The sequence below is a fragment of the Bifidobacterium sp. ESL0732 genome, from assembly GCF_029395535.1.
GTDB lineage: Bacteria > Actinomycetota > Actinomycetes > Actinomycetales > Bifidobacteriaceae > Bifidobacterium.
Genome location: NZ_CP113920.1, coordinates 600,796 through 618,889, shown reverse-complemented (window position 1 = coordinate 618,889; position 18,094 = coordinate 600,796). Strand labels below are relative to the sequence as shown.

Annotated in this window: 14 protein-coding genes; 3 read left to right on the top strand and 11 right to left on the bottom strand. The window is 55.5% G+C overall.

The annotated features are described in order from the left end of the window. Window positions 1-155: 155 nt before the first annotated feature. The 4 genes from OZX70_RS02120 to OZX70_RS02105 all read right to left on the bottom strand — a co-directional run bounded on the left by OZX70_RS02120 (window position 156) and on the right by OZX70_RS02105 (window position 4,250). Window positions 156-1,238 carry a histidinol-phosphate transaminase gene (locus OZX70_RS02120; RefSeq protein WP_277181626.1) on the bottom strand — a complete coding sequence of 361 codons (1,083 nt, stop codon included), beginning with the start codon at window positions 1,236-1,238 and terminating at the stop codon, window positions 156-158. A gap of 132 nt (window positions 1,239-1,370) precedes the next feature. Further along, window positions 1,371-1,664 (bottom strand): co-chaperone GroES, encoded by a 294-nt coding sequence (gene groES, locus OZX70_RS02115; RefSeq protein ID WP_277181625.1) that lies wholly within the window; start codon window positions 1,662-1,664, stop codon window positions 1,371-1,373. 299 nt (window positions 1,665-1,963) lie between these two features. Then, window positions 1,964-3,589 (bottom strand): hypothetical protein, encoded by a 1,626-nt coding sequence (locus tag OZX70_RS02110; protein WP_277181624.1) that lies wholly within the window; start codon window positions 3,587-3,589, stop codon window positions 1,964-1,966. Window positions 3,590-3,659: 70 nt separating this feature from the next. Continuing rightward, window positions 3,660-4,250 carry a GNAT family protein gene (locus OZX70_RS02105; protein WP_277182072.1) on the bottom strand — a complete coding sequence of 197 codons (591 nt, stop codon included), beginning with the start codon at window positions 4,248-4,250 and terminating at the stop codon, window positions 3,660-3,662. Between the two features lie 205 nt (window positions 4,251-4,455). On the opposite strand from OZX70_RS02105, the gene OZX70_RS02100 reads away from it, so the two are divergent. The 3 genes from OZX70_RS02100 (at window position 4,456) to OZX70_RS02090 (ending at window position 6,682) form a co-directional block, all read left to right on the top strand. Continuing rightward, a complete protein-coding gene (locus OZX70_RS02100; protein WP_277181623.1) occupies window positions 4,456-5,094 on the top strand; it encodes a 5-formyltetrahydrofolate cyclo-ligase in 639 nt (212 codons plus the stop codon). A 169-nt stretch (window positions 5,095-5,263) separates the two neighbouring features. After that, complete coding sequence (locus OZX70_RS02095; protein ID WP_277143778.1) at window positions 5,264-5,467, top strand: FmdB family zinc ribbon protein; 204 nt, start codon at window positions 5,264-5,266, stop codon at window positions 5,465-5,467. A 378-nt stretch (window positions 5,468-5,845) separates the two neighbouring features. Further along, window positions 5,846-6,682 (top strand): SAF domain-containing protein, encoded by an 837-nt coding sequence (locus OZX70_RS02090; protein ID WP_277181622.1) that lies wholly within the window; start codon window positions 5,846-5,848, stop codon window positions 6,680-6,682. A 98-nt stretch (window positions 6,683-6,780) separates the two neighbouring features. Here the strand turns inward: OZX70_RS02090 and OZX70_RS02085 are convergent, their stop codons facing one another. The 7 genes from OZX70_RS02085 to OZX70_RS02055 form a co-directional block, all read right to left on the bottom strand. Further along, window positions 6,781-6,987, bottom strand: a complete 207-nt coding sequence (locus OZX70_RS02085; RefSeq protein WP_277181621.1) for a hypothetical protein — start codon at window positions 6,985-6,987, stop codon at window positions 6,781-6,783. Continuing rightward, entirely contained in the window at window positions 6,987-10,604 is a 3,618-nt protein-coding gene (locus OZX70_RS02080) for a helicase (RefSeq protein WP_277181620.1), read from the bottom strand. Before OZX70_RS02080 ends, OZX70_RS02085 begins: the two co-directional genes overlap by 1 nt. Beyond that, window positions 10,601-12,370 (bottom strand): FHA domain-containing protein, encoded by a 1,770-nt coding sequence (locus tag OZX70_RS02075; RefSeq protein WP_277181619.1) that lies wholly within the window; start codon window positions 12,368-12,370, stop codon window positions 10,601-10,603. The genes OZX70_RS02080 and OZX70_RS02075 overlap by 4 nt, the downstream gene beginning before the upstream one ends. Window positions 12,371-12,617: 247 nt before the next feature. Beyond that, window positions 12,618-13,001 (bottom strand): 50S ribosomal protein L7/L12, encoded by a 384-nt coding sequence (gene rplL / locus OZX70_RS02070; RefSeq protein ID WP_277146254.1) that lies wholly within the window; start codon window positions 12,999-13,001, stop codon window positions 12,618-12,620. A gap of 122 nt (window positions 13,002-13,123) precedes the next feature. Further along, window positions 13,124-13,645 carry a 50S ribosomal protein L10 gene (gene rplJ / locus OZX70_RS02065; RefSeq protein WP_277181618.1) on the bottom strand — a complete coding sequence of 174 codons (522 nt, stop codon included), beginning with the start codon at window positions 13,643-13,645 and terminating at the stop codon, window positions 13,124-13,126. Between the two features lie 473 nt (window positions 13,646-14,118). Further along, entirely contained in the window at window positions 14,119-15,513 is a 1,395-nt protein-coding gene (locus OZX70_RS02060; RefSeq protein WP_277181617.1) for an NCS2 family permease, read from the bottom strand. A gap of 362 nt (window positions 15,514-15,875) precedes the next feature. Further along, window positions 15,876-18,044 (bottom strand): alpha-galactosidase, encoded by a 2,169-nt coding sequence (locus OZX70_RS02055; protein WP_277181616.1) that lies wholly within the window; start codon window positions 18,042-18,044, stop codon window positions 15,876-15,878. Between the last annotated feature and the right edge of the window lie 50 nt (window positions 18,045-18,094).

The window sequence follows — 18,094 nt, the reverse complement described above, 5'->3', positions numbered from 1 at the left end:
ATGCAAGCCCGCGACACGCCTAGTGTGTCGGAAAACAATGCCGACAGACCAACGAAACGTTGGAATGACGGCATTGTTGACACGAATTTTATATCGGGATGATTTTTAAGCTTTTGCTGCCTTGCCTTCAGAAGTTTTGCCTTCAGACGATACGGTCAGGCGATGCCATCATCCTTCAGGCCTTGGCAGACTTCGATGACCTTGTCGTTGGCCTCAGTCTCGCCGACGGAGATGCGAATGCCCTCGCCGTCGAAAACGCGGGTGGAAAGGCCGGCCGCAGTGAAACGCGCGGCGGCCTCTCCGGTCTTGTCACCAAGCGGCAGCCAGTAGAAGTTCGCGTAAGGCTCCGGGAAGTCCCATCCCTGAGCGCGTAGCGCCTTGACGATACGGCCACGTTCAACGACGAGCGCCTGCACGCGCTTCATCAGCTCATCCTTGGCATCGAGCGAGGCGAGTGCGGCGATCTGCGCGGATTGCGTGACGCCGAACGGCAGCGACATCTTGCGCATGCCGGTGATGACGTCAGGCTGGGCGATGCCGTAACCGATACGCAGACCGGCCAGACCATAAGCCTTGGAGAAGGTGTGCGCCACGACGATGTTCGGATACTCGCGGTAAAGCTTCATGCCCACGCTGGTGTCCGGCGCAGTGTTGAAGTGGATGTAGGCCTCGTCAAAGAGCACGATGACGTCGCTCGGCACGGCTTCCATCAGACGGCGAGCATCCTTGTCGCTCACCGACGAGGAGGTCGGATTGTTGGGGTTGTTGACGATAATCATGCGGGTCTTGTCGTTGATCGCGGCAATCATCGCGTCGATGTCATGGCCGCCGTCGAGACGGTTTGGAATCTGAACGCTGGTTGCGCCCGCACCGGAAACGATGATCGGATACGCCTCAAAACTGCGCCACGGGTAAATCACCTCGTCGCCGGGGCCTGCGAGCAGGCCGGTGAGCTGGGTGATGACCTCGGTGGAGCCGCAACCAAGCACAATCTCGTCTTGACCGACTTCGTAATCCTTGGCGAGGCGTTCGATGACCTGCCAGCCGCCCATATCCGGGTAGCGGTTGATGCGGTCGAGCGCGTGGTCTTCGATGGCCTTCTGCACACTTGGCAGCGGCGGATACGGATTCTCATTGCTGGAGATCTTGAAGGATTTCTGGCCCGCGACTGTGGGGGCCGGTTTGCCCTGCTTGTAGGGAGGGATGGTATCAACGATGGCACGATGTTTGAAAGTCATAACCGCATTGTAAGTCGTAACGAGAGATATTGCACATTTAAAGGTTCATTTTTAAGACGAAATAAAACAAAAATGCGCCCCAGCCGTTGGATGGCTGGAACGCATTCGGATAAAACCTGGCGATTACGGCAATCAGTTCAGGATTGCAAGCACGTCGCGAGCGCCGACGATAAGGTAATCCTCACCGTTGTAATGTACTTCGGTGCCGCCGTACTTGGAATAGAGAACCTTGTCGCCGACCTTGACATCCATCGGGATGCGGTTGCCATTGTCGTCACGACGACCCGGACCGACGGCCAAGACTTCGCCCTGCTGCGGCTTTTCCTTGGCGTTGTCCGGAATGTAAAGGCCGGATGACGTCTGCGTCTCCGCTTCGGCTTGCTTCACAATAATCTTGTCTTCCAACGGTGTAAGTGAGATCGACACTGTGGACCTCCTCTTTCTTATAAGTGAGAGTTGCATTTCCTCGCGCGAGGACACCGCTTTCAGAGGCTGACGATCACTTTCGGCACCGTCCCTTTGCGCTTACCTGTCTATCGTAGCGCGAAAATTAGCACTCTGCCAACCCGAGTGCTAACGCTCTGAGTGAAACCTTCACAATTGAAGGAAATATTGCTGAATTTGCAACGAATATCCGCTCAAACAAACACACAACTCAACACAAATGAAGAATGAACCAGATATGTGTTCGGAACTCGATTCAGACCTAATCGGACTCGTCCGCCTCAGACGTGCCTGCGCTCGAGAATCTTTTCCAACCCGGTTCCCAGAGAATCTGACGACACCGCCGGGGCTTCCGTGTCCGCAGAGACTTCCGAAGCGTGGAACTTCTCGGGATCACTGGTATAGGTCGCTTTCTTACCCGTTGCCTTGGCATTGCGCTCAACGGCCGTCATCCGCGCACGTTTGGCGGCGGCACGGGCACGCTTGCGGTTCTTCTTTGAAATCAGCACACCTGCGGAGCCTTCTGCCAGACCAGACTTGGCTTCAGTTTCAGTGGCATTGGAGACCGAAGAACTTGAATCTTCTCGGCTTTTCTCGGCAACTTGCTTAGCCGCTTTTTCGTTCTGCTTTGAGGATTCTGACGAAGTGGCTTCGACATTCTTTGTGTCGGCCTTCGCCTTGGCGACCTGACGGGTGGACTTGATCTCAAGGCTCTTCGGCTCTTCGCTTTTGACCTCCACACCATTGCGTGGAGCACCCAACGAGAACGAAATGAGGTCTTGATTCGGAGCCAGATCGACCACATCCAAAGCCTGCGCCGGATGAACCTGCTTCAGCTCATTGGTGGCGTCGTTTGGCTCAACCTGTTGCCTCTTTGCAGACGAATTCACCTTGCTGGAGGTATCAGCCGCAACTGGGCGACGATTATTTGAAGGCTTAGCGGCATTCTTCTTAGCCCTTGTGGAAGGAACACTTGCCCGCGGATTCGACTTACGTGCGGAAGCTGATTGCGATTCAGCTTGCGATTGAGCCTGAGACTTAGCCCGCTGAGCCGAAGAACGGTTTGCTAGATTCCCGGACTTGGCACCAGTGTTCGCTGCCGTAACGGTTTGCTTGGAAACAGGATTGGAGTCCCTGCTCTTCTTGGATTGGGACGTGGACTTTTGGAGATCAGTCTGAACTTGAGCCTGAGCACGACGATTTTCGATACGTTCTTTTTCAGCGCGGGACTGCTTCATGGCCTTTTGGATTTCCCGCTCAGTCATCAGACCAGTGGGCGGCTCATCGCCGGAAACAGGTGTTGCGGAATGCTTCACGGCAACTTGAGCATTCGCTCCGGCAGACTGGCCAGTAGACGAGGCCGAAATATTGTGCTGAGCCTTATGGGCCTTGGCTTGCGCCGCACGTTTCATCTTAAGGTCATGTTCCCAGGCTCTGGCATGGTTGGCCGTGCGCACGCCCAAGGTAACCACAATGGCAAGCAAGGCCGCGGGAATCAAGGCGAACAACGGGCTGAATTTCAAGAGGAACGCAATGGCGAACACAACAACGGTGACAGCCAGCAACGCGGCGGAAATAATGGCACGCCTACGTGCCGCCTCGCGACGAAGTTTGCGGATATGCGCGACTTTGGCACGCTCTTTCATGGCTTTCGTGGGTCGTGCAACCGATGCCCCCGATGGACTCGCGACAATATCTTTTCGCTCTGGTTGCATGACAATCCCTTTCGCCGAAGGCTGCCGTTCATCACTGAAACGAGTACCACTATCGGCATCCACCAGATGCAACGACGGCGAGTACTTGTCCTCGCGATGCTCGACCACCCTTTTCATGCTATCCGCAGTACGCCGCGGCAGCCAGCCAAGTATCAGAATAACGAGAATGACCAGTACAACAACACCGCTCACCCACGCATAATCCATAACCTCAAGAATAGAGAGAGTTAGTGACTTTTTACATTCATGTAATTCGCGCGTGTCATACGAGCAGACGTCGCGTAAAACCTCGCGGCGCGTCTTCGGCCAGCAAGCTATAGACATCGTGGTCACGCCACTGATTATGAATGTACATGCTTTTGAGCCGCAGACCCTCGTGATGGGCCTGCAGCTTCTCCGCCACCCTACGGGAAGGATGGTTTTCCGGCAACATCGAGATTTCCAAACGATGCAGCCGAGGACCTGTCGGGTTGAACATCGCCCAATCCGCCAGCATCGCCACCGCCAACGGAGCGACACCGTGGCCGGCGTGACCTTGATCGACCCAGTAGCCGATATTGCCGCTGCGCATCGATCCATAGCAAATCGCGCCCACCGAAATCTGGCCGATAATCGCCATCTGATATTCAATGACAAAAAGCACACCACTCCCCGACGCTTCGTCAGAGCGCTGCCGTTGCAGCCACGTGTTGAATGTCAGGCCAGGACCATGCATCGGATCATTGGAATCCCAAGGCGCAAGCCATGCCGCATTGCGCGCTCTGGTTTCGCCCCATCCTGCTTCATCCTCGGAGACCATCGGACGCAGACGAATCTGAATGGCGCCAACGGGCGGCAACAACTCGGCCGGCATGGCAATGGCGTTAGGGTTGGGGGCAAGCGCGTTGCGTAGCGAACGAAAGACTGACACACGTTTATAGTACGCTTGCCCCTAAGCTGCGGGATTGGTACAAACTTACTGTTCAGGAAAGAAAAAAGCCTTGTCTGGCCCTCAGACGGTTCCAGAAAAACTGCACCTAATGAACACGGATACGGGTCCATAGGCCTACTATGAAAACATGAACGATAACACGGGAAACATTGTTGTTTTGAAACAGGGCATGCGGCATGAGGCCATTGCTAAACGAAAAGAAGTGCACGAAAGCGAGCGGGCAGAAGCTGGCAAACGACTGGGAAAACTTGCCATATCACTGTTGGATGATTCGCTAACCATTGATGCGAAGCCCGGAGACACTGTTGCCGCTTACGTTTCGATGGGGACGGAAGTGCCGACGCTGGAGCTGTTGGATGAACTAGCCGGGCGTCGGCTGCGCGTGCTGGTCCCACGGCTCGGCAAAGGACGCGACATCGGATGGAGCGAATATTACGGCGAATCCGGGCTGCGCGAGATGCCGCACACCGCAACGGGCGGGCTGAGACCGGCGGAACCGGAAGGCAAAGTCCTGGGGCCGAACGCTATCGCTCACGCAAGCATCGTGTTCATACCGGCTTTCGCCATCGACCTCGATGGTATCCGGCTGGGGCGTGGCGGCGGCTGGTATGACCAAGTTTTGAGGCTTTGCAGGCCCGACGCGCTGAAAATCGGGGTTTGCTGGGACTGGGAATTCATCGATGATCACGGCGTAGTGCCTCGCGAAAGTCACGATATGGCAGTCGATGCGATAATGACGCCGGAACGTCTTATAACGCTCAAGTAACGAACGAATAGCTCCTTTATCCACCGTCTGAAATCGATATTTTCTATCGTCTCGATTTCAACGAACGGAATGTCAAGCTCCCAAACTTCACCGGAAACGAAAGAGCGTCAGGGCTGGGACTAGGATATGAACAGTTGACTTGTTGAGTGTTTATTTCCTGGAGGGACCGTTGCCTACTTATCATTACCGTTGCAAGAACTGTGGATACGATTTCACCGAGCAGCAGTCATTCTCCGACGACCCCATTACCGTCTGCCCGAAATGCGGCAAAGAGCAGGTGCGCAAGGTCTATTCCGCGGTTCCCATTGAGTTCAAGGGACATGGCTTCTATCGCACCGATAAGGGTGGCTCGTCGTCTTCGTCGAAGAAATAATTGCGGATTGATTGAATTTTGAAAAGCCGGTAACTTGTTTTGACGCAAGTGCCGGCTTTCGTGTTTTTGTTTATACGATTTATAGGTTTATAGATTTCTGTACTTTAAAATGGTGCAATAGTGCATCGTTACGTTGGTATTCTTGCATTTTGACGTCGATACAACGAGAAAAAGGTATTTCTGGATTTCTGCCACACCAATACAGACACTTCATCGGATATCAAAACATTGTAAAAATCAGCAAAATAGGATTTTTGGATGTGGATAAGTCGTTTTTCTCTCCACTGCAACACGCCTCAAATGTTGATAAGCCCTATCATTCGACCACAGTACCCGTTTTTGCCTCGGTAATTTTGCCTTTTGGCCCATCATGGAATCATGAACCTTTTTCATCACGCAGACAAGCAAAGCCTGAGTCTGAAGAAACCGACGCTCAGGCAACGACGCACCATGCGACAGACGCGCACCATACTTGCGGCAGTATGCGCCGGCATGGCCGTTTTCTTTGCGTTGCAGTCGATTTCCAGCAGCATCGCCACCAAATCCGCGGTCGTGACGACCCATGCCATCAAACGGGGCCAGACCATCCGAGCAGATGATCTCAAAACAGTACGAGTCGCGGATAGTCCCGCGCTGGCGAATGTGTTCAGCGCCAACGATGATGTGAAAGGACTGGTCGCGCAAGTGGACATCGAGATGGGTAGCGTCATCGCTCGGCCCATGGCTCGGGCCTCGCCGGTGATCGGGCACGGATTGACCGCCATTGATGTCAAAGTCAGCGGGTCTCTAAGTGGCCTGGTTCCCGGAGACAAGATCTCGCTTGTCGGTAGCGCCGGATGCAGCGCTGTGCCAAATTCGCCGGCTCGAAACCCATCCGCAAACCAACAGCCGGGAGACGATTCAGCGGCTGCAAGTCCGGCCGGTACCAACGATTCGGAAGAGGGAGACACACCAAGAGAACAGCCTGAAACTGATCAGAACGGAACCAGCAGCAACAGCTACCCAAATGACGCTGCCGGGGTCACGTCAAATGAAGCGACGCCTGCACAATCCGATGGACAGACCTGTACGTTGGTAAGACTTGCGATGGTCACCGGCAAACCGCACCACGACGATGGCGGCAACGTCACCGCTCAACTTGCCATGCCACCGCAAGATGCCGCACGCATCATGGCAGTGCAGGAACGCATGCCCATCATGGCTGCCAAGCTCTAGCAAGCCACGCGATTGCAGAAACAACCGATTCTAAGGCGATAACAGTAAAGGATGACGGCATACTGCACCATCATCCTTTACCGATAAACTGACGAATTCTACTTGTTTCGCTCGCTGAAAATACCCCAATGCGGAGGCAGTTCACGCAGGATGCGGCTGTCGTCGTCATGCTGCTTGCTGCCCTTCGGACGGCGGTCTTCCGGGTCGAGTTCGACGCCATCGACGTCGAAGCGCTCGTTGCCCTTACGCACCACACGTTTGTGGGTACGTGAGGAACGGCGATTCGGGTCGTAGGCCAAAGCCATCAGCGAACCTCTTGGTAGAGGTCACTGATACGGCTGACAATCCGGTCAACTTCCTTGTCTGGATTGACGAACGCGGCCACGCTCCAGACCGTCATCACCGACCAGCCCAGCGTTGCCAGCTCCTGCATCAGCACACGGTGACGCTTGCGAGTGGACTGAATGCCCATGAACTGGGCGTCATCGGTCATCACTGCCAACGAGAACGGCTTGTCTTTCAAGCCGACGACCAAAGGAATGGAGGCACCGCCATCGAAACCGTAATTGGCGGCCACCTTGAGCCCACGAGCACGAATACGATCGGCAAGGTCATTGAACAGTACGTTGTCGCTTTTAAGCGACACCGAAGGACGCACCACTTCTTTGCCGAGGCCTTCTGCCCATTTGAGCATGACCTTCAACAGCTTCGGACCCGGCTGATGAAGACGGTCATCCTCCATGTCCGCAGAACCGAAGGCCGAAACGATGTCTACGTTGCGGTCGGCCAAAGCAAGAGCGTCAAGCAGCTTGCCGTCGCCGCCGTCGCCTTCCACGGCACCGAACTGCTGAAGCAGGCGACCGTGCGAGGTCTTGGCGAAGCACAGGGAAAGGATAACGTCAGTGGCTCGAACACCGGCGACCTCATCGAGATCGACCAGACGCACATGACGAAGGAAGCGGCCCATGGCCTCATCCTTCAACGAAAGCGACTTCAATTCGGCACCAAGCCTCGTGCGGAAGACCGGGGTCAAGGTGACCACCGCCAGCAGATAGCCGGTCGGCACCACGGTGAAAGCGGCGGCACGTTGCTTGATAATGGCGATGACTTCGTCAATCTCCTGCTGGCTGCTTTCCACCAATCCTGTGGCAAGCACTGGTACACCGTTGGCTTCGACCCGGTGGAAACGCACCCTGCCCTGCAGCGATTCAGTGGCCACGTCCCTTCGGGCGCTGCCATAACCTTGTGCGGAAAGGAAGAGCGAGAGACGCGGGTCACGGCATACTGGACGCGAATCGATGGTAACCTTTGGCAACAAATCGGTCAAGGCCTTCAACGACTCGGACGTGATGGTGGACCGGTGGGCAATGACCACAACGCGCCTAGCTCTGCTCAAAACACTCAGCAACTCAAGCGACGGAATATGCGAGGCGGCATCGATGATGGCCACATCGGCCAGAGGCTCGGGGTTGCTCAATACGGCAAGTGTGAACGGAGTTGCCATGATGACGGGTTTCGCAGCCGCGAGAATCTGAGGATACTCACGGATGACATGGTTCAGCGGCACATGCGCATTGCTGGCGAGCAATGTGTGCAGCTGGTTGGCCTCCTGCGTGTGCGAGAAGAGCATATCGCAGAGGTGACGCATGGCTTCCTGCTCAAGCATCGGCCCCACGGAATTGACATGGTCGATATCGACCTGCACGAAGCGATCGGCCGCGGATTGCAGGGCAGAACCGTCTTGGTTGGAGATAATAGCCGAAGAACGGACGATGTCTTCAAAGACCGTAGTCCACCAGGAAAGCTGAAGTTCCCCTTCCACCGAGTCCACACCCACGCGGCGAGTCCGCATGTCTTCAATCAACGGGTCAAGCCCGACGGAATGGAATTCACGTTCGAGGCCGGCACGCCCGGGCAAGGTATCCAGCGCCTTGCGGTCGGAATAGAGCGCCTTGAGCCTGGCTTCAAGCCTTGCCAAATCAACGCTTTGCAAGTCGCCGCCTTCAATCGTGGTGGCGAGCACGGCATCAAGTGCCGTGATGTCGCGCATCAAGGCTTCCTGCGTTTCCACTATCGTGTCAAGTTTGGGCGGGAGCACTGGCCATCCGCCGTGAGGCACGATCTCATGCCATTGCTGGGATTGCTTGTCGACAACCTGCAAAGCATCGTGCAGGTCCTCTACCTGGGAGCCGGCCCGAAGCAGGCTCTTAGCTTCCTTAACATGACGCCGACGCTCCCAGAAGCCCATATTTGTTCCCTCGGCCTTGCGCTGCGCCTTGGGTTTGCTGGCTTCAATCATCCCGTCGATGTCACGCTCGAAAATCTCGGGCTGGAAGACGTCGAGGACACGACGCAGGTTCTTCAGCACGGTGACCTGACGGCCCCACTCCTGCACTGTCGACGGCACTGGGAAGCCACAAGTCTCAGCGACAGACGCCACCTGATCTCGGGTTGCGGGCAGAAGGCGCTGGAGGAGATTCTCCACCTTCTGATAGGCGTTGACCGCCTCATCCTGCGTGAACAAGGAGGCACCATACCACGGCGTGGTCTGTGGACCGACAGTGAATTCCCCGTATTCGCCGGCCTTGCGAAGCTTCTTGATCCAATCTTCCATATGAGGGGCGATGGCCCTTGCAGATTCATTGGAAAGCCGAACATGCGTGGACGGATGGGTCGGCATGGCGGAAATGCTGGCAAGGTTCTGAATGGTCTGATAGGCGGAGACGCCCCATTCCTTGCTCACCCCATGCAAATCGCCGAGGTAACGGGTCAGACGCGAGCGCACTCCGACGAGTTCATCGGAAACCTGATCGAAACGCGCTACGGCGGCACCGGGCTGGAAACCGACGGCCGCAATCAGTTCCTGATCGATCTGCTGAGCCGCCTTGGAATCGGCCATATCGACCACCCGGCTGCCCATATGGCAGGCATCCATTTTCTGCGTGAAACGCTTCTTTTGCCCTGCCACTCCTGGCACGTAGAGCACGGTTCTCCCGGCGGAGACGCAACGGGAAGCGATAGCCGCGGCAATCTGTGCCGTATCGTTGCCGGAAGCGTCATCCAAAAACAGCGAATGGCCCTGCGCCGCCATATTTGCCGCATATCGCACGACGTTATCGACGTCCCCGGCCTCGTGTTCGCTGTGGGGGTCGGCATCGAAGGGGCTGAAACTCGGAAGCTTTGCATCCTTCAAAGCGCTGATGGCGTCTTTATTGCCAGCCAACGCATCGAGAGCCACGTTGCCACTCGGCTTTCTTGCCAGGGAGTCGATGATACGACGGCTTTCAGCGAGCATCTTGGTGGCCGGATCCATGAAGCAACCGAGTATGATATTGCGTTCGATGTCGAAATCGGCAATCGTCGGCTTGACCTGATCGGTGATGGAGGTGAACACGGAAGACGTGTCCGGAGTGCCGCTGGCATAATTCCGACCGTCAAAAAGAGCGGTCTCGTCGATGTCGATGTGCTGGTCGTGCATGGCAGTAGTGAACGCGGGATTGAGGCTCACGTGACCGGTGAAACGAATCACGGCATCGGTCTCGCGGCCATCAGGCTTGCGATGCACTTCGACCGGGTAAAGCAGGACCGGAACCGAATTGCCTTTCCACGTGGCCACACCGACCACCAAAGAGAGCTCGGCAACTCCGGCAGACCTGGTTTTCACGGCCTTGTCGTCGAGGACGCGCTCGAGCCTGCGGCCGGCAGCGCGCAACATGCCAGCATCACGGAACATGGAGTCGAGGGTGGTATGCCCGCTGGCGAAAAGCTGCGCGATTCCGGAAGGATGCGCGTGGGTCAGATCGAGCTGAGCGGTGAGTTGTCCGACGTCTTCCAGAGGCGAAGGAACCAGCCCACTACGATAGCTGTCATACCAGTTGCGCATCCGTTGGATGCCTTCCATTATCTGGTTCGTCTCGCTCATTGTTTACGTCCCTCCCCGACCTCTTTACGATATTCGATATACCCTGAATTTTGTGAAAGCGCAGCATCGATGTCGTTGTTGCCGACCGCCGAAAGCCATGCATACAAATCACCGTACAACGAAGGATTCATCGCTAGGAACGGCAGAAGTTCAGGATGCTTCGCCATTTCGAACTGGAGCGAGAAATCGGCGGTCGTTTTGGCCTCCTGCGAGCTCATACCCTCCACTTCGACTTGCGGCTGCGGCTGGTCAAATTCGCCATTCGACACCTTTTCAAAAACCGAACCGGGTTCGAAGCTCGGCTTGAAGTTCTGCGCCGTATCAAACGTGCCGGCATTGTTGATCGGGGCTTGCGAGGGCGTACTCGCCTCGTCCCGAACCGGAGGCATGAACTTGCTGCGTTCCTTAAAGGCTTCGTCTTCGCTTTCCCCGCTTTGCGAATCAGTGAAATTCAAACCGGAACGAGCACCACCCACGTCGTTTGCCTGCCGGGGATTTTCATCCATCGGCACGAATACGGCGGCATCCTGATCGGCCGAAGCCTGCCCGGAATCAGAGAGTCCGTTTGAAGCATTGTTTGCCCGAGACTGAGATTGGTCTACGGAAACGTAACCGGTGACACCAACGCCAGCATTTTCGCTGGGACTGACGTTGAGGCTGCCCTGCGGCTGCATCGCCGCCGACGATCCGACAGATTGTTGTGCACGAGAAGTTTCCACTGGATTCTGGCCTGCATTGCGCCGTGAAGGCAACGACACTTGCTGCCTCTGTGGGCCAGGTTGAGACGACCCGTTCTCGACAAGGTCGGGGGTAGCGTCGGTTATCGAAGGATCTGAGGCAGCGTTCACTGACGGTTTCGAAGTCCCGTTACTGGAAACGGCAGGTCGAGCAGCGGCGGTCGCGGCCTGACCGTCAGCTTCAGCCTTGTCTTCGGACTCGGTCTCCATGGCATCCTTGAACAGATCACGTGCCTTGGCGTCCTCGCTCTGTGCAGCTGGCGCCATCACGTTCAATGAAAACTGGTCGATGGTATGCTCGATTTGTGTGTTTTCAGGCTTTTGACTGGGATGCTCCTCGATTGAAGACGGGGCTTCATTGGCACTATTGCCTGCGTCGGCACTTGCATCGTTCGCCGATCGCTCGTCTAAGCCCTGAGGATTGCCATTGCCGTCGATCCCAACGGAAGATGCGGTCCCAATACGGCTGGCCACATCCGCTGCGCTGAAAGCCGTGGTCGGCTCCCCGGCTCGTAGGTTCAGAATATCATCGACGGACATATCGTTGAGGTCTGGCTCGACATCAGCACTTTCCCCGCCGCTCGCGGCATAGTCGAACAGGTCGGTAATTCGGTTGGCGTTATCGGGACTTTCATCGACATCCACCCGCACGAAATCAACAGGAACATCGCCGAATTGCAATCTCATCGGCGAATCCGGAAAGATGAAATCCTGATTCGGTGTCAGCGGGCGCAGACCTTTTTCTTCAACGATGTACGAACCGTTAGTGGAATTCAAATCGGTGACCGAAGCCCCGCCATTGGCCGCCACGGTAAATACCGCGTGACGCTTTGACATCGAACGCGTGTCGTCGTCGATTTCCAAACGGCGATGCCCATCATCGGCAAGCGGGCGCAAAGGCCTGCGGCCGATCTCAACGTTTTCGCCGGGGCCGACGTCGACTTTTGTGGAGCCATTGACCTTGATGACCCAATGTTTCGTCGTTCGCGGATCAGACACCTTGCGGCCTCCCATATACATCATGTTCATGCTAATGCCATTCTGCCATGTTCCTTTTGAATGCAACAGAAAAACGACAGACATTGACAACACTCACGCATGAGCCTGCCCTCACCTTTTGCCTAAAGGACACGCCCTAGATACTACGATAGCCGACAAAATGAACAAACCCTGCGAGCGGAGATTCCGCACACAGGGTTTGAAACAATTTTCGGGGATTCGCACGGCTTCCAGCTTAAGAAAGCCGCAGCCGCTAAACCCTCAAAGAAGGAAAGAACTACTTGAGTTCGACGGTGCCGCCGGCCTCTTCGATCTCAGACTTGGCCTTCTCGGCGTCATCCTTCTTGGCCTTCTCGAGGATGGTGGTAGGAGCGCCATCGACGAGCGCCTTGGCGTCAGCCAGGCCCTTGCCGGTAATGTTCTTGACGGCCTTGATGACCTGAATCTTCTTGTCGCCGAAGGAGGAGAGAACGACGTCGAACTCGGTCTTCTCTTCAGCGCCATCGCCTGCACCAGCGGCAGGAGCAGCAGCAACAGCAACGGCCGGGGCGGAAGCCTCGACGTCGAACTCGTCCTCGAACTTCTTGACGAAGTCGGAGAGTTCAACCAGGGTCATTTCCTTGAACGCATCGAGGAGCTCATCGCTTGAGAGCTTAGCCATAATGGCTTCCTTTCAATCATGGCAACGGATATTTTATTTGGTTCCGTCACCTAAATTCTTAAATATTTTTAATTATTCACTACTAAACTGCCTGAAATTACGCGGCCAAAGCCACGCGGAAATCAAGCGGCCTTTTCCTGCTTCTCACGCAGGGCGTCGAACGTACGCACGGCCTTGGTAGGCAGAGCAACGAACGTGCGAGCGGCCTTGGACATGGTGCCCTTGAGATCGCCTGCCATCCTGGAGAGCAGAGTTTCGCGAGATTCGAGGCTCGCGAGTTTCATGAAGCCTTCGACGTCGTACATGGTTCCGTCTGCGAAACCACCCTTGATGACGAGGGCCTTGTTTTTCTTGGCGAAGTCACGCAGGACCTTCGCAGCCTCGACGTAATCACCCTTCACAAAGGTGATTGCGGAGGGGCCGGAGAGTGCTTCATCGAAGCCCTCGTACCCAGCCTCTTTGGCGGCGATGCGAGCGAGCGTGTTCTTAGCCACTGAGTAGGAAGTATCGCGGCCTAGCTTTTCGCGCAGATCGGAAATCTGCGGAACGGTAAGCCCGCGGTACTCGGTGAGGTAGACCGCGTCGGCGTCACGGAATTGCTCCGTGAGCTCCTCGATCACCTTTGCCTTATCGGGCCTTTTCATGGCGTTCCTTCCTGAGTCGACCATTGATCGGGAAATCGGAACGCTTTGGCGTTTATGGGCAATTTGTTGCGTTGCTGCGAATTTGCAACCCTACAAAAAATGCCCTGCACATAGGCAGAGCACCATACCGGCCGCTTTTGCGACCCACCTCTTTCGAGGCTTATGACATTCAACCTATGCTGGCTTGGCGAACCAAACTTCGAGAGGCTTGCACCTCTAACCAACAGTCTGTGGTTTACAGATGAACAGTATACGGATGCCGCCCGACCAAGCGACACGCCACAGCCGAACCACGAAGAATCGCGATTAATTGGATAAGTAGAAAAATGAACCCAAAAATCTGCTTATCGACGCGATGGACAATAAAGCCGCGTCAACAAGCAGATTCTAGAAGCAGTTTTATTGCTTATTGACGCAATCAATGATGAGACCGCGTCAACAAGCAGATATTAAGTGGTTCGTTATTCTGGCAATCAGAGGACGGCTTGCAGAGCGAAGTCGAGGATGAAGAGGGCGGTGACGATCCACATCACCGGATGGACCTCCTTCGCCTTGCCCTTGCAGACCTTGACGAGGCAGTACATGATGAAGCCCGCGGCAATGCCGTAGGAAATCGAGTAGGAAAGCGCCATGAACACCGAGGCAAAGAGAGCCGGAATGGCTTCGCCGAGGTCGCCCCACTCCACTTCCTTCAGGCTGGAAGCCATCATGCAGCCGACCACGACCAGCACGCCGGCGGTCGCAGCGGACGGAATCGCGGAGACCAGCGGCGAAAGGAACATCGAGATGATGAAGCAGACGGCGACAGTGACGCTGGTCAGGCCAGTGCGGCCACCCGCGGCGATGCCGGCCGAGGACTCGACGTAAGTGGTGACGTTGGAGGTGCCGAAGAGTCCACCGACAGAAGTGGCGATGGAGTCGGCGAAGAGGGTCTTGTCCATCTTAGAGCTGAAGCCGTGGCCGTTGACCATGTTCTTGATATCGGCGTCGGAGAAGATGCCGGTCTTGCGGCCTGTGCCCACGAGCGTGCCGATGGTGTCGAACATATCGGACATCGAGAAGGCGAAGATGGTGACGATGACCAGCGGCAGACGGCCGAGATTACCGAATAGCGAAGGGAAGCCTTTCGGGCTGAAAATCGCAAGGAAGGTGGTGGGGAGCTGAGAGAAGGTCTGGCTGATGGACATCGAGTTGCTCATGTTCGTGATGCCGAACGGGATACCGATGATGGCGGCGGCAATAATGGAAATCAACAGACCGCCGCGAACGTTGAGCAGCGTGAGCACAATGGCGATAGCCAGGCCGATAAGGAAGACCCAGAGCTCGGGATTGTTGAGAGTGGAAAGACCCGGGGTGGCATGAATCGGACCACCTTTGGCCGCGGCCTTCGGGTCGCCCGGAGTAAACGAAATGAAGCCGACGTTCAACATGCCGACGTACATCACAAAGAGGCCGATGCCGCCGCCGATGGCGTGCTGCAGAGATTCGGGGATGCAGGCGATGATGAGCTTACGGATAGAGGTGACCGTGACCAGAATGTTGATCAGGCCGCATAGGAATGTCATACACAGCGTTTCTTGCCAGGTGAAACCGAGGCCGGCGCAAACGGTGTAGGCGAAGAACGCGTTCAGGCCCATGCTCGCGGACTGCGCGTAGGGGACGTTGGCGAAAAGCCCCATGACCAACGTACCGGCGACGGAGGCGATGATGGTGGCGAGGAACACCGCGCCCCACGGCATGCCGGTGGTGCTCAGAACTTGCGGATTGACCACGATGATATAGCTCATCGCGAAGAAGGTAGTGATGCCCGCTGTGATTTCAGTAGATACTTTGGTGTGATTTTCTTTGAGATGGAAGAACCTGTCCATCGTTCTCTCTTCCTTGGTTTGAGCATCGCCAAGTCAGATTGCAGAAAAGGGGCGGTCGGCACTTACCGCGTTCCAACACGACAAGACCGACGAACTTCACTCGCTGCTGATGAATGAATCGACGATACGGAGGTTGCTGCGACTCGCCCGCGTTTCCACGGACACCATGAATATAACACCGAACCTACCCATGGCATTTTCTAGTGTGTTTGGTAGCTTTTGCACTAAAAATCATCGAACTATCAACGCCAATGCCGTCTGTGCTCATTTTAAAAAAGCTCGGTACGTAAAGCGAGGCGAGCGCTCGTTTTATGACGGACGCCCACCTTCAATGAAAAAAACTGTACAATTTTCTTCCGGTTTCAGAGAACCAAAGCGACGGCATCCCAATCGCGTAAACCGCTTATGCGAAGGCATCCGTCGCAATATTGCACCTTGACATCGTCACGCATAAACGACTTGCCCGGTTCGTCGCCTGAAAGACAGATCAAAGCGGTTGCAGAAGAAGAATCGACAGGTAGAGACACAATGCCCTTCATATCGTCCTGATTGAAATGCGCAAATGTATGGAGCACGACAAGGGTCTTGCCTTGTGCCTTGCCACATCCCCGACGCACGATGGCCTGCCATCCGCTTGGGTTACGATAGCTGGAAATTGGGGTACCGTAAAATGCACTCACTCCATCGTCAATGACGTCGGACGCCGTCTTATACAGCGCAATCGCCTTTTCGACAATACCCCACTGCGCCGCGTTGAGACTTCCCATATCCCCGGAGAGGCAAAGCCGCCCCAAAAAACCGGAAACCAGACGATAGCGCTCTTGCGCTTCGGTTTGTTCCGCACGCATTACAGCCCATATCTGGGATTGGCGCGGCTCGATAATCCTATGCATATTCCCCGCTATTACAGGAATCTCGTCACACTCATGGGCATCGGAGAAACTCGCCATGGCTCCGATTTCCATAAAGCTATGAACCAGCCGGTGGCCACCCGACGAACAGACTTCGATGGTGACATCGGGCAATTCCTTGCGAATGCGACGGAAGAAAGACTGAGAGGCCTGCACCACATCGAACAGCCCGTCGCCCAGAGAACGACCGTTTTGCCCGGAGGTTTGGCACCCGATACCGATGGTCTCGTTGTAATCGACCTTTATGTAATCGAAATCGTTGTCGCGAAGAAAATCAATGACCCGCGTATGCAGGTATTCCTGAACCTCGGGGTTACGCATATCCCAGAATCGGCGATTCTCAGAAGTTATAGGAAGATCATCGCGTTTCAGCAACCATTCGGTTTTGTTGAAGCAATCGGGTTCCTGACGGCCCACGACCTCAAATTCAAACCAAATCCCGGCTTTCATGCCCGCCCGATGAATCGCATCGACGACATAACGAATCCCATGCGGGAAGGATTTCGAGCTGACCTGCCACTTGCCGAACCTCGAGCTGTCGTGGAACGGTTGGCTGTCGAACCATCCGGCATCCATGACCAGATAGGTGACGCCCTTGCCTTTCAGCTCCTCGATTTGAGCAAGCACGCTCTTTTCGGTGGGCAATCCCCAAGTTGTGCAGAACTCGTTGAATACGACCGGCAGACCACCTTCCGCCGTCCAGCATTCGGAAGAAGGAAGCTCCAACCGTTCGCGGACATGGCGGGCAAGGGCTTGGGAGGCTTCGTCCACCCCACCTTTGACCACACAAAGCACGGCCGGGGGCGCGCAGAACGTCTCACCCGGGTTCACCGTATGGGTCCAATGGCCGAATTCACGATCCGCTATTCCGCCCGAAATGGACAACCCGTTATCCTTACGATATGCCTCGATCTGCCAACTCGAAGCATGGGTCGTCGCAGCAGCCCAAGTCACCGACGTTGCCTTGTCTTCCACCGCGATAAAAGGAACCCATCCGCGCACGGGGAATGAACCCACACAACCGAACCGCACGGAATTGGCGACATGCTCCTGCCAATCCGGTTCCAGTTGCAGTTCTTCGGTGCTACGCGATTCGAGACGCCCCTCTGCGCTCCACGTACTACGCATGCGATGGATGGTCAACTCCCCCGTGGCCATACCATTGGTGAAAGGGGTCAACGACCCGAGCGTAAAGCTGGAAAGCATCTCGAAAGTGACGGGTTTGTCTGAAATGTTCGTTACTTCGGTTTGCACTTCAATCGCGTGGCTTTGCGTGCCGAAAACTAATCGGTGTGTGTATTCAAGGCCACGTTCATCACGGAATTTTGTAACCACACTGTCGGCGCCGATTTTGGTTTTCCCGACCTGCTGACCGGTAAAATGCATCGCATATGTTGTCGGCGCACCACGCATCGTCCGGCCTTGTGCATACCCACCCGGATAGTCATCACCTATGATCTTCGCCTGGATCAACGGCTCCGGCATACAATCGTCGCGGACTACCTGCTCCTGCATCCCTTCCGGGACCAACAGGAAATCAACTATCCCACTACTCGTATTCTGTCGATATAGCGCTGTCATACCGCAGTGAGTGGTGCTACTGATGGTTTTCATGGTCATGGATATACTGCTTTCATGTTTGCAAATCGCTTGCCATCGGCATAAGCGTT